Here is a 13046-nt window from a genome sequence, read left to right as displayed (position 1 = left end):
CAGTTGATTATTTTTGTTAAATGTGAAGTTATATACTTAAACTAACGGGTGCGTTAACTGAAGATCAGAGCTGTCTTTAAGGCAGCTTTTTCTTTATGCAACTTTCGGGGCAGTATAGTTGAAGAAGGAACTTTAATTTAAATCTCGAATATCTAATGTAATCGGATAGCTAAAAATTTGATGAGATAGGAGTTAGATACGATGATAAAAGGTTTCGGAGGAATATTTTGGAGAACTAAGAATCTTGAAGTTGTAAAAAAATGGTACAGCGAAGTGTTGAAGATTGAAATAGACAATTGGAATGGGACTGTGATAAAACCCCAATTAGGAAATGAGACTATCTTTTCTTTCTTTACCGAGAATGACAGTTATTTTCCAACAGAACAACAAGTGATGTTAAATTTCCAAGTATATAATCTAAACGAGACTATTAAGCATCTTGAACATATTGGTGTACCTCTTGCAAAGAAAAAAGAGATTAGTGAATTTGGAAAGTTTATTTGGATTGAAGATCCTGAAGGTCGACTGGTCGAGCTTTGGGAGAAATAGCGGGTTGTTTGCTATTAAGCTAACAGGTGCGTTAGCTGAAGATCGGAGCTGTCCTTTAAGGCAGCTTTTTTTTATGCAACTATCGGGGCAGGATAGTTGCAGAGTGCTGTTTAATCTTTTTTCAACAATTGGGCCGGATTGTAAACAACAACTCTTAAAAAATTGAATCACTGAAAGATAACTTTCTGAAAATTATGGAATTTTTTTATTTTATGGTTGTTTTTACCTGTTATTAGACATATCATAATGATATATCAGTTTGATATATCATTATGATATGTGGAAGGGGATTGTTACATGTCAATTGAAAGTTCTATTCTTGCTATATTAAGCTTTTGGCCCAGTACAGGATACAATATTAAAGCAGAGTTTGAGCATAAAGCTGCCGGCTTATACTGGGGAATGAGTTATGGGAGTATTTATCCGAAATTAAAGAAGCTTGAAGAAGAAGGACTTGTTTATCCTATTGAACAAGAGGAAGAGGGACGTAAAAAGAAACTTTATGAACTTACCCCAAAAGGGTGGGAGGAATTTGAAAACTGGCTTCGACTCCCTCCTGCCTACCCAATTATTAGAGACGAATTATTAATGAAGATGTCCACTTGGCACGAAGATATGGAGAGCTCAGTATTAATCAGTCATCTACTAAAAAGAAAAGAGACAACCGAAGATTTACTTGAATTTGTAAAAGCCTGGCCAACAAACGGAAGCTCTTACATCAGTAATGTGGGTATGCTATCCATCCGCTATGCCGAATTACGTCTGGAAGCTGAGTTGAAATGGATTGAAGAATCGATAAATGCATTGGGAAATAATCAACTTCCAAAAGGGCAGGATCCAAATGGGAATACAGAAAAACTGCTAGCAAGACGAAGAGAGGCAACCCAAGGAGAAAAGGAGAAATAACTCATGAAAGCTGGAATATTTGAGCCTTTAAAATTCCGTCCATTTCGTTCATTATTTGGCGCGCAGCTATTTTCTGATCTGGGTAATTGGCTCGATTTTATTGCTTTACAGGTTATTGTTGCTTACCATTGGGGGCTAGATGAAACAGCCATTGCCGCAGTGATCATTGTATTAGGGCTACCTTGGGTCATCATAGGTCCCTTTGCAAGTGTATTCGTAGATCGACTTCCAAAAAAGCAAATGATGATCATTTGTTTATTTTTAAGGATCATGTTTGTAGGAGGGCTGTTTTTTGCTCCTAACCTTTATATCCTTTTATTATTTGTGTTTTTGAAGGGAACAGTCGCAGCAATTTACGACCCAGCAAGACAAAGTATGATTAGGTTTACGGTCCCTGATAACCACCTTCCAGAGGCGGTAACACTTAGCCAGCTTTCCGTTAATACGATGAAAATTATTGGTCCTGCACTTGGAGGAGGCGTCATAGCTTTATTTGGAGCAAAAAGTCCATTCTTATTTGAAGCTGCAGGTTTTTTCATCGCTATATTAATTTTATTAACTCTTCCCAACATGGATGAAAAAGAAATGAATTCTGACATTAAATCTGAAAAGAAAAATAGGAATAATGGTCACTATTGGAAAGAACTATTAGATGGCATTAAGCACATTTCATATACCCCATTATTAAAAAGCTCAGTTATCCTATCCTCTGTAGCGTTTTTTATTATTTTCCTGTACGATGGACTATTCGTATTTATTGCCCAAAACCTTGGCTTCACGCAAGGGAATTTTGGGTTACTGATTAGTGCTGTGGGTCTGGGAAGCGTGGCAGGCTCACTTTTAATGGGCAACTGGACTCATTGGAAAAGAAAACCTATTCATTTTATGTCAAGTGCATTACTTTTTAGCGGTTCATTAATCATTGTAATGGGACTTGGTAGTATGGAGATTGTAAATCTTCCTGTATTAGCCTGGGTGATTGGCGCATTTTTCCTTGGTTTCATGGGCTCCGGTGAGTCGGTCCCTTATGGATTTATCTTGCAATCGGAGACACCCAAGCAAATGATGGGCAGAGTATCTGCTGCGGCCACATCATTACAAACCTTTTCTATGCTTATTGCACCTGCTTTGGGATCCCTTCTTGCCAAATGGCTTGGAGTTTCTTTCGTCTTGATAGGAGCAGGAGGGGCAACCTGCTTATTGGGTGCAATTGTCCTCATCTTTATCGTGAGAAGAATAAACGTTCAAAAAGATATTCAGGAAAAACAATTCCAAGTTTAAAAAGTTACATGACGATACAATTTATTTTGGAACATGAACGTTGAAGTTGGGAGGAGGTTTTTAACAACCGTAATTTATTGGTCATAAAAAGTAAAGCAAGATGAAATTAGTATGATTCTTGAACTCTATCAGATTGCATTCCACAATTGGGCGCTATTCTTGAATAAGGTTCGCTTTTCTTATAGAACTAACGGGTGCTTTACTTCAATAAGGAAGGTTGCTGAGGCAGCCTTTTTCTTATGGCGCTAACGGGGAAGGATAGTTCCATAAGGTAATATGGTAAAATGACATAAACCTAGCCTTTAATATTGGCTATGTTAAAGGAAATGGTTGCTTTATCGTTAAATAATTTGGATGATTCGATTTTCTTAAAGATACCAGGAGATTTATATTAAGATAAATATGAGATTGGGCAGTCTAGTAAAATTTAAAAAGCAAGAGAGGAAAAAATATTTATGATTGTGAAAGTCGAATTTATGTACGAAGAGGATACTGAATATATAAGTTGTCTTGCAAAAGTAGGGAGAAATATACATCAGTTGCAGAGAGAATTTGATAAATGGTTATATGACAGAGAAAACAAGCATTCATACTGGGAAGTCGCAGGAGAAGATGAGGAAGGCGAAAAAATTTTTGGAGTCTGTTTTAATGGAGAGGCTTTCGTATATTGGCTTAACAATGTAAGGTTCAACAAAGATAAAAAAGTTGCAAAGCTAATAGAAACACCAAATAAACTACCTAAGAAGAAAATTAGGTTTTAAATTAACAGGTGCATGACCAAAAATTAATTGATAGAGAAGAATGACTATGTTGTTAAACTAACAAGTGCTGATCGGCAGCTCCTTATTTTAATGGAACTAAAGGGGCAGGTTGGTTCACGAGTGCTGTTTGATCTTTGTTCTACAATTGGTCTTAGTATGTTGAACAATACAGACTGGTGTAGATTTAAAATCAAGATTGAAAATTAATAAAATACTTTGATCATTTGCAAAAAAGATAGATAAAAATATTCGTAAAAGACCATCTCCTAGAAAATCAATTTTTAAGAGATGGTCTTTTAATTTTCTGGTAAATGCTGTTTTTAAGGATGAATAATTCAATAAAATACTCATTAATATGTTCTTCACACTATATTTAACCAAGCGTCTGCTAACTTTTCAATTCCTTTACGTATTTCACAATCCTCTAAGCCGGCAAAACCGAGCTGAATAGTGGGGTGACCTGGAAAATTCTCTACGTGAAATGGGGAGCATGGATATACTTTAACGCCGTTTTTGAGCGCTTCTTTGACGAGCCACTCTTCTCTTTGCTTTGTTGTAACTTCAATGACAATATAGAGACCAGAGGAGCCACCTATAATTGTAACAGTATCTTTAAAGTACATTTGAATGGTGTCACATAACACCTTCATTTTACGTTTATATATTGTTTTCATTTTACGTAAATGTGCATACCAATATCCTTCTTCTATAAAATGATGGATTGTACGTTGGTGAAGTGTTGAAGCTGTTTGCTCTAGTAATGGTGCAATTTGATGATATCTAACTAGTAATTCTTTTGGTAGCACCATATAGCTCAGCCGAATGGAAGGCAATAATGCCTTAGAAAAAGTACTCAAGTATATGATATGCTCACTGTTTGTTAAACTTTGTAATGAAGGTATAGGCTGCTGTTTATAGCGAAATTCACTATCATAATCATCTTCGATAATATACCCATTTACTTTTTCAGCCCATTCAATTAAATTATATCTTTCGTTGATAGGCATAGTTATCCCTAGTGGAAACTGATGTGATGGTGTTACGTAAACTAACCGAGCATTACACTTATCTAAGTGTGTGATGTCAATGCCGTCCTCTTTAACAGGTATGGGCACAACTGAATATGATTGTAATAAAAAAAGTTCTCTGGCACCATTATATCCGGGATCTTCTACAGCGATTTGATTATGTTCTTCTTTTAAAAGGATTGATAAAATCATCAAAAGTTGCTGTGTGCTACTACCAATAACAATTTGTTCACTGGTTGCTCTCACCCCTCTTGATTGAAATAAATACTTTGCTAAAGATTCTCGTAATAATAAATCCCCTTGATTCGCTCCATATTGATAAATCAGATTATCTTTTAGGACTTTATTCGAAAGAGAGCGCCATTTCGCTAGAGGAAAGTTGTTTCCATCTACAGCTCCAGCTTGAAAATCAATTGTAGGATTTACAATACTCTTAGATGATGCTTTGGTATGACGTATTATCTCGGAAATAGGTAATAGTTCCGAAATAGAAGCTTGTACATAATAACCTTTTTTATATTCACTGCGAATGTAACCCTCTGCTTGTAATTGTTCATAAGCCAGCTGTGACGTATTACGGCTCACTTGTAACATCTCTGCAAGCTGCCTAACAGATGGTAGTTTCGAATTCTCTACAATTTTACCTGAGATAATTTGGGCTTTAATATAGCGATAAACTTGTTGATACATAGGTAGAGTGCTGTTTCGATCAACATTAAATACAAGTTCTTTCATTCTACGCACCTCATCTGTCATTTTTAAATATTATAAACTGTACCTTTTCGAAATGACAATGAAAGTGAATAATAGTATTATATATAATTCGTTGAAAAGGAGAATGTAACATGGAATTTTATAAAGCAAATAAGTTTGACGTTGAAGGAGTAGCACAACTTTTTGATTTATACCGTCAATTTTATGATCAGTCAGAGAATTTAACAGAGGCACATAAATTTATTGAGGAACGTCTTTTAATTGGAGACTCGATCATTTTTGTGGCAAAAAAAGAGGAGCAATATGTAGGATTTGCACAGCTCTATCCAACCTATTCATCAATTTCAATGAAGAAGGCATGGATTTTAAATGATTTATTTGTAATGGAAACTGAAAGGCAGTCTGGTGTGGCCCAGCAGTTATTACAATTATCCATTGAATTATGCCACCAAACTGATGCCAAGTATTTAACCTTAGAAACAGCCTCTACTAATGTAAAAGCCAAAAAATTATATGAAAAGAACGGATTTGTTCGTGATGCTACTTTTGAACACTATACTTTAAGCTTGGCGTCAACTGACAATAAAGTCCTTTAATAATATACGTTCCTATTATGGGGTAATATAAAAGTTCAATTTATTTTAGGAGGAATGGAAATGGAACAACGCATTAATTATCTTGAAGTAGCACCTGAAGCACTTAACATTATGATGGAAATGGAGAAGTATACTAAATCTACTGGAATAGACCGTAAACTACGTGAACTAATTAAAATCCGTGCTTCTCAAATTAATGGCTGTGCTTTTTGTCTTAATATGCATACCTCTGACGCTCGAAAAATGGGTGAAACGGAACAGCGTTTATACTGCGTCAGCGCATGGAGAGAATGCGATTTCTACACAGATGCTGAAAAAGTGGCATTAGAATTAACTGAACATGTGACGTTAGTTCCAACTAAGCGTGTACCTGATGATCTTTATAATCGAGTGTGTATACATTTTAATGAAAAAGACTATGTAGATCTTGTTATTTTGATCAATCAAATTAATAGTTGGAATCGACTTTCCATTTCAATGGGGAATTTCGCAACTGCAGCAAAATAAGAAATTTTTATCCCTATATTAAGAATAAATTTTCAGCAATCGGCGCTTTAATGGAATAAGGATCACAGAAATGATCAAACTTTTTTATAAAAGAATGATTCAATTGAATATATTAAAAGCGTGTTTTGATCAATCTTTTTTCAAAACAGGCTTTTAATATTTGCTCTTTTATAAGGTTTATAGAGTTAATTTAATCAAACTTTTTTACAAAGCTACAGAAGGACACAATATATTGTTTGCTAAACTTTATACAAAAAACAGCTGTCGACTTTGTCGACAGCCTAAGGCATCATATTAAATATGGTGTCTTTTTTATTATTTTAAGGGGATTTCGAAATCTCCAATAGTCAAAGTATTCCCATCTTCTGTTTTGTAATTTTTACGATATAATTCTATCATAATATCGCCAGCTTGATCTGTGTTATCTTTATATTCGGATTGAGGTTTATAAGTAAAAGGGAATTGGTCATAACTGTAAAATTAGAAGCTCCATAAATACCCCAACTCAGCATAACTGCCCCAATTCTTAATGCTTCCTTCTCCTTTGGAAGATTGCGTTTCAAGAGCAGGGCATAAAATACCGTTTCTAATTCCTTTTTAATTTTTTGTTCTATTATCGCACTAATAGACTCATAACTCTTTCTGCATTGTGTACTTAACTCAGGCTGAAAGTTAGTCACCGCAAGAAATATTTTTATAATTGTAGCTTCGTTTAAAGTATCATGAGAATTTAACTTATCCTGGATAATTTTTACTGTTTTTTTGATATAACAGCATCGAGCAAATCGTATTTATCAATGAAATGAACATAAAACGTTGCGCGATTAACGGTTGCTTCATCTGTAATTTCTTTTATCGTAATATCTTTAAACTCCTTCACTTGTGCCACGGTAATAAAAGAAGCTATTAAAAGCCTTCTTGTTCGTAAAACACGTGGGTCTATCTTTATTTCCTTTTTGTTCAAAAGGCCAAGACTCTTGTTCATACATGCCGTCAACAAGGGATACCTGTTATTTTCACTCGACATATAAGTAGAGGGATGCCATAGGCCAAGTAAACAAAGAACCGTTGAATAAATAAGGGGAACCTATCTATTATGACTCTGATATGGATTCTTTTGAGATTACAGATGAGATAAAACCTCACAAAAATGACATCACTTAGTGAACTTTTCATCAAAAAGGCTATTGATAAACAACGTGTAAAGGATGAAGTATAGACTGTAAAGAATTTGTGAGAACAAGAATTTAATCCTGAATTAAACTGTAAATTCTAACTTAACGATATAAAATAAATGCAGGAGGTTGATAATATGAAAGCAATTCAAGTTACACAGTTTGGCGGACCTGAAAAATTAGTATATACAGACGTAGAGGAAGTAGTAGCAGGTAAGGGAGAGGTATGTGTTCGTTTATATGCAGCCGGTGTCAATCCGAGTGATGCCTATACATTAACAGGTACATATGCGTTTTATATACCTCAATTACCTTATACCCCAGGCTTAGATGGTGCGGGAATTGTGGAGGCGGCTGGAGAAGAAGTCACAAATGTTCGTGTTGGTGATCGTGTATTTATTGCGTCCTTAATGCGAAGTAATAGTACGGGCACTTTTGCACAAAAAATAGTATGTGATGAAGCTTTGGTTCATTTATTACCAGACCATGTATCTTTTGAACAAGGTGCGGCATTAGGGGTACCGGCAATGACTGCATATCGTGCATTATTTCAACGTGCCTGTCTGAAGCCTGGTCAAACCGTGCTTATTCATGGAGCCAGTGGTGGGGTTGGATTACAGGCTGTGCAAATGGCGAAATCTCATGGTGCTAAAGTGATCGGAACAGCTAGTAAGCCAGAAGGTAAAAAAATGGTTCAGCAAGCTGGTGCAGATGTTGTCATTGATCATGTGACAGAAGCAACGATTGAAGATGTGCTGGCCTTAACAAATGGCGATGGGCCCGATGTAATTATTGAGTTTTTAGCAAATATTAATTTAGAAACAGATTTAAAGCTGATTGCATCATTTGGTAAAATTGTAATTATTGGAAATCGCGGTTCAGTTGAAATAAATCCACGTCTTGCAATGCAAAAGGAATGTGATATTTTAGCAACAGCTCTTTGGAACGCACCACAAGATGAATATGAGCAAAGTATTCACGGTGTAAGAGGCATGCTAATAAGCGGTGCGCTTCGTCCGATTATTGGTACAACTTTGCCGCTCCAACAAGCGGCGCAGGGCTTTGAACAGCTAGCAAAAGGTATAGGTAATGGTAAACTTGTTTTAATAATTGAATGAATATTCTACAACGTAAAAGCACTCATACAATTACAATGAGTGCTTTTACGTTGTAAAGAAGGAATTATAAATTGATTTATAAAATGTATCTCCATACAAAACGCTTTAAGGGGTACAGAAAGTAAAAAGGAAAAACTGCCGGTTTTTGCGCTTTATGGATGGCTAACGGGTGCGTTTCTGAATTAGCAGCAACGTTTTTTTCACTATCGGGTTAATGGAAGAAATATTGGAGTTTTTCTAAATGGAATTGTATTTCATTTCCAATATAGCTAGTCAAAATCTTAATATATTTCTAAATGTTAAGCCATATGAGTATTTTAAAAAGATATGCATGTACTGGGTTAATTTAACAATTATTATATTAAATATAACAAAAAATTACGATTCTTTAATACGGATTTAAAATCCCAGAGTTATTCTAAATTTACATCTAGAGGGAGGGATCGGAAGTTGTCAAAATTTCAGGTCATATCTTCTTTGCTCATCTTGGTATTTATCATTTTCGTAATTTATGAAATCACAGCATTCTCACCCAATCATTCCACAATGAATCATTCCACATCGAACCGCTCCATTCAAGTACAATTGTTAGGCGTTAATGATTTTCACGGCCAACTAAACAAGTATCAAAGGGTTTCAGGAACCATGGCAGGGGGTGCTGAATACCTGGCTGCCTATTTAAAAAAATATATACAAGAAAACCCAAATACACTACTTGTCCATGCTGGTGATATGGTAGGAGGAAGTCCTCCAATCTCTTCTCAATTTCAAGACGAACCCACGATTGAATTTATAAACCTCATGCACTTTGATGTTGGGACACCTGGAAATCATGAATTAGACCAAGGCGTAAATGAAATGAAACGCCTTATTTATGGAGGATTTAATAAAGAAACAGGTTATTTTCAAGGTGCCAATACTTCATACAGTTCTGCAAATATCATCGATAGAAAGTTGGGTACTCCCTTGTTGCCACCGTATGTTATTAAACAAATTGACGGAATTAATATTGGATTTATCGGTGTGGTCACAAAAGAGACCAACCTGTATGTGACCCCTGAAAATCGAAAAGAAGTAGAAATTACGGATGAAGTTTCAGCTATTAACCGAACCGTTAAGCTTTTAAAGGAAAAAGGGATCAGAGTTATTGTTGTACTGGCACATGATTCAGCTAAATCAGATCAGACAGGAGCAAATCCTAGTGGAGCTTTAGTGGAGATGGCTCCAAAAATCGATGATGAGGTCGATGTCATTTTTGCCGGTCACAGCCATGAATATGCCAATACCGTTGTAGCGGGTAAACTGATCGTTCAAGCTTATTCTAATGGGAAAGCTTTTTCTCAAGTAAATCTTGAAATTGACCCACTTACTAAAAATATTGTTAAAAAACAAGCAAAGATTATTGTCACTTCACATGATCATATAAAACCAGATAAAGAAACGGTTGCTCTTCTTAATAAATATAGTAAAAGATTGGGGAGCTATTTTAATCAGATAGTAGGAGAAATGCCTGAAGAAATCACACGAAATCAAGATGCAAACGGTGAATCCCCATTAGCGAAAATGATTGCAGAATCTGAGCGGGAAGCGATGGGGGTAGATATAGCTTTTGTCCATCAAGGCGAAATGCGGAAAAATTTAAAAAAAGGGGATATCACTGTAGAAGACCTTTATACAGACTTGCCTTTTGGTCATAGTGTCAGTAAGTTAATCTTAACAGGAGACCAAATAAAACTTGCTTTAGAACAGCAGTGGACGAAAGATTATGAAAATAGGTTACAGACGGTTGGTTTAACGTATAGTTGGGACTCCAATGCTCCAATTGGCAGCCGCATTGTTGCGATGAAAGACAGGAAGGGTCAAGAGATTCAGCCAAACAACGAATATGAAGTAGCGGTTAGTAATTATTTAGCTTCAGGCGGTGATAACTTCACTGCATTGCAACAAGGTAGACTCGTAGAATCCGGTCCACAAGTTGTCACTGCACTTATACACTATATCCAACAGAAGCATCCCCACGAATAATTACTTTTTTGATTCATGGTTTATTCGAACTCTGAAAAAACTTTAAAGGAATTTTTTGGGATTTGTTGAATTTCTTTAGGTAAGATTCAAAGAAAGGTGGAAAAGTATGAAATCAACAAGTTCTCCTATTTATCGCAAAGTTAACAATGTCTTAATCCATGTTACAGATTAAAAAAAAATCAGTTGAATGGTATTGTAATCTCCTTGGAATCCCTCAGAATAATGACCCTGTAGAATCGCTTGTCTACAATATTCCTGTAACAAGTGAAACTGGATTAACTTTAGATGACCATACATTTGTACCCGGATTTAAGATTCGAACCATCCAATAATGTATTGTTTAATTTCTATGTAAAAGATATAGACGAAGCATATAAATTCATTAAAGGTAATAACATATTCATTGTTAAAGAATAGAGGGTATTGGTGAATTTGCTTATTTTAACTTTCAAGACAAAGATGGTAATGTACTTATGATTTGTAATTGTTAATGATAAAACGAGTTTGTTAGCTATTATATACCTAGCTCTTTTAATTTCTTGTTGCGCAGTTTATGTCAACTCTACAATTAGTCTTTTTCAACTTACAGGTGCTTTACTTCAATGCAAGGAGCTGATCAGCAGCTCTTTTTTGTATGGAACTAAAGGGAATTAGGTATATGTCTACATAGTAAAGAAAAGAATTGGAGTGAATTAGTTGGAGCTGACACACACACGATTATTAGTAAATAATTATAGAGAATGTTTTTCGTTTTATAGAAATGTTTTAGGGTTTGAGGTTACTTGGGGAAATGAAGATTCTTTATATGCTGAATTTAAATTTAGAGGTTGTACCTTAGGACTGTTTGAGAGGAAACAAATGCTTGAAGTAATAGGTGCTGAGAGCGTCTCTTATACTCATAATACTGATAAAATTGCTTTAATTTTCAAGGTTGATAATGTTGAAGAGAAATATAAGGAATTAAAAGAAAAGGTTGAATTCATAACAAAGCCTTCTGCACAAGAAGGCTGGGGAATTAAAGTAGCTCATTTTAGAGATCCTGATGGTTCACTGATTGAAATCTATGAGAGTATTGAATAAATTTTATAACTGTTCGATGCCTTAACAAGGCATCGTCTTTTTAATGGATTAGAGGAAGTTTGTAAAATATATCACTTAAACTAACGTGTTTGTTATTTCATTAATAGGGATTGCTGCGGCAGCCTTTTTCTAATGGAACTAAAGGGGTAGATTAGTAGAAGAAGGACTATTACATTAATAATGGAATTATAACGAATGGAAAAAATTTCTGTAAGGTGGTGTTTTGCTATTACTAAGCTAAAAGGACAGGTTGCCATAGTTACAGGTGCAAGCCATAGCTAAGGAATTGGTTCTAAATGCCGCAAATTAGAAAAAGAAGGTGCTGATATCTTCTTTACATACTGGAATTCTAAATCCGGTCGGTCTTAGTGGTTCCTTAAAAATTGCTTGATTTTAATAATTTTAAATTAAATGCATAGTAAGGAGAATTTTAGTATGAAATAAAATGGTATGGACATTCTACTTTTTTACTGACATCCGAAGGAGGAACTAGGATTCTCATTGATCCATATTATCGCTTTATCCGCTACCGTATGCCGATTGTTGAACCAGATATAGTTGCCGTTACACATAATCATTTCGATCACAGTAAAATTCAAGCTGCAACAGGTGATTACTTGCTTGTTAATGAGCCGAAGGAATACATCCGAGATGATGTAAGAATTAGTGGATTTAAGACATTTCACGACAAGGTAAATGGCGAGAAGAGAGGCCCCAATATTTTATATCGTTTCCAAATGGACGGTCTAACTATCTGTCATTGTGGAGATTTAGGGCATCTATTATCAGAAGAACAAGTAAAGGAAATTGGAAAAGTAGATATTCTCATCATTCCCGTAGGAGGTACATTCACGATTAATGCACTAGAAGCTACTCAAGTAATGCATCAATTGAAATCTACTATTACAATTCCTATGCACTATAGAACAAAGGCTTTGTCGGTTGTTGGCTTGATGTTTTCAAAGGTAGATAAGTTTCTTCAGATTTCCGGACAGCGAACAACCGAAGTTAAGACTTTGGATATTTTCAAAGAAAATTTGTCAGAATATGCTGGTGTCGTAACTATGCTGTATGAATGAATTTAAGGCTGAGTTGTGGATTTAAAATAAAGTCACGATGTTAATAAAAATGTTGCGACTTTCTGAAGAATGAATTGATAAGATATCCTGTTTATGCAGGATTTTTTTATTTCACATCAGCAGCTCTTTTTCTTATGGAGCTAACAGGGCAGGTTAATTGCATAAGAACTGGCATAATTTAGAGAAAAGTAGAGTGTAGAGGTGAATTATGGATTTCCTTATATTAG

Annotated in this window: 14 protein-coding genes; 11 read left to right on the top strand and 3 right to left on the bottom strand. The window is 35.2% G+C overall.

Translation table 11 applies throughout. The features are described 5' to 3' along the window. Positions 1-201 precede the first annotated feature (201 nt). The 5 genes from JFV29_RS02710 (at position 202) to JFV29_RS29985 (ending at position 3704) form a co-directional block, all read left to right on the top strand. Positions 202-549: a VOC family protein gene (locus JFV29_RS02710; protein WP_201181097.1), complete on the top strand. Its 348-nt coding sequence runs from the start codon at positions 202-204 to the stop codon at positions 547-549. 297 nt (positions 550-846) lie between these two features. Continuing rightward, positions 847-1455 carry a PadR family transcriptional regulator gene (locus JFV29_RS02705; RefSeq protein WP_201181096.1) on the top strand — a complete coding sequence of 203 codons (609 nt, stop codon included), beginning with the start codon at positions 847-849 and terminating at the stop codon, positions 1453-1455. A 3-nt stretch (positions 1456-1458) separates the two neighbouring features. Further along, positions 1459-2736: an MFS transporter gene (locus JFV29_RS02700; protein WP_201181095.1), complete on the top strand. Its 1278-nt coding sequence runs from the start codon at positions 1459-1461 to the stop codon at positions 2734-2736. A 455-nt stretch (positions 2737-3191) separates the two neighbouring features. Beyond that, positions 3192-3497, top strand: coding sequence for a hypothetical protein (locus JFV29_RS02695; protein ID WP_201181094.1), 306 nt, complete (start codon positions 3192-3194; stop codon positions 3495-3497). A gap of 27 nt (positions 3498-3524) precedes the next feature. Next, entirely contained in the window at positions 3525-3704 is a 180-nt protein-coding gene (locus tag JFV29_RS29985) for a hypothetical protein (protein ID WP_207205075.1), read from the top strand. A 155-nt stretch (positions 3705-3859) separates the two neighbouring features. Here the strand turns inward: JFV29_RS29985 and pdxR are convergent, their stop codons facing one another. Beyond that, complete coding sequence (pdxR, locus tag JFV29_RS02690) at positions 3860-5260, bottom strand: MocR-like pyridoxine biosynthesis transcription factor PdxR (protein WP_201181092.1); 1401 nt, start codon at positions 5258-5260, stop codon at positions 3860-3862. 110 nt (positions 5261-5370) lie between these two features. On the opposite strand from pdxR, the gene JFV29_RS02685 reads away from it, so the two are divergent. Continuing rightward, positions 5371-5835 (top strand): GNAT family N-acetyltransferase, encoded by a 465-nt coding sequence (locus tag JFV29_RS02685; protein ID WP_201181090.1) that lies wholly within the window; start codon positions 5371-5373, stop codon positions 5833-5835. A 60-nt stretch (positions 5836-5895) separates the two neighbouring features. Further along, positions 5896-6342: a carboxymuconolactone decarboxylase family protein gene (locus JFV29_RS02680; RefSeq protein WP_201181088.1), complete on the top strand. Its 447-nt coding sequence runs from the start codon at positions 5896-5898 to the stop codon at positions 6340-6342. 395 nt (positions 6343-6737) lie between these two features. Here JFV29_RS02680 and JFV29_RS02675 read toward each other — a convergent pair whose 3' ends face one another. Both JFV29_RS02675 and JFV29_RS02670 read right to left on the bottom strand, forming a co-directional pair. Continuing rightward, positions 6738-7022 carry a hypothetical protein gene (locus JFV29_RS02675; RefSeq protein WP_201181086.1) on the bottom strand — a complete coding sequence of 95 codons (285 nt, stop codon included), beginning with the start codon at positions 7020-7022 and terminating at the stop codon, positions 6738-6740. Positions 7023-7093: 71 nt separating this feature from the next. Then, the gene (locus tag JFV29_RS02670; protein ID WP_207205074.1) at positions 7094-7327 is read right to left on the bottom strand and encodes a TetR/AcrR family transcriptional regulator; all 234 of its coding nucleotides are present in this window, start codon (positions 7325-7327) and stop codon (positions 7094-7096) included. Between the two features lie 327 nt (positions 7328-7654). On the opposite strand from JFV29_RS02670, the gene JFV29_RS02665 reads away from it, so the two are divergent. The 4 genes from JFV29_RS02665 to JFV29_RS02650 all read left to right on the top strand — a co-directional run bounded on the left by JFV29_RS02665 (position 7655) and on the right by JFV29_RS02650 (position 12819). Next, a complete protein-coding gene (locus JFV29_RS02665) occupies positions 7655-8635 on the top strand; it encodes an NADPH:quinone reductase (protein WP_201181082.1) in 981 nt (326 codons plus the stop codon). 450 nt (positions 8636-9085) lie between these two features. After that, positions 9086-10660: a bifunctional metallophosphatase/5'-nucleotidase gene (locus tag JFV29_RS02660; RefSeq protein ID WP_201181079.1), complete on the top strand. Its 1575-nt coding sequence runs from the start codon at positions 9086-9088 to the stop codon at positions 10658-10660. Between the two features lie 696 nt (positions 10661-11356). Then, entirely contained in the window at positions 11357-11740 is a 384-nt protein-coding gene (locus JFV29_RS02655) for a VOC family protein (protein ID WP_201181077.1), read from the top strand. Between the two features lie 440 nt (positions 11741-12180). After that, positions 12181-12819 (top strand): MBL fold metallo-hydrolase, encoded by a 639-nt coding sequence (locus JFV29_RS02650; protein WP_201183324.1) that lies wholly within the window; start codon positions 12181-12183, stop codon positions 12817-12819. Positions 12820-13046: the final 227 nt, after the last annotated feature.

This window comes from Peribacillus sp. TH16, assembly GCF_016651095.1.
Taxonomy (GTDB): domain Bacteria; phylum Bacillota; class Bacilli; order Bacillales; family DSM-1321; genus Peribacillus; species Peribacillus butanolivorans.
Note: the sequence above shows the minus strand (reverse complement) of the source record. Positions and strands in the feature narration are given on the sequence as shown.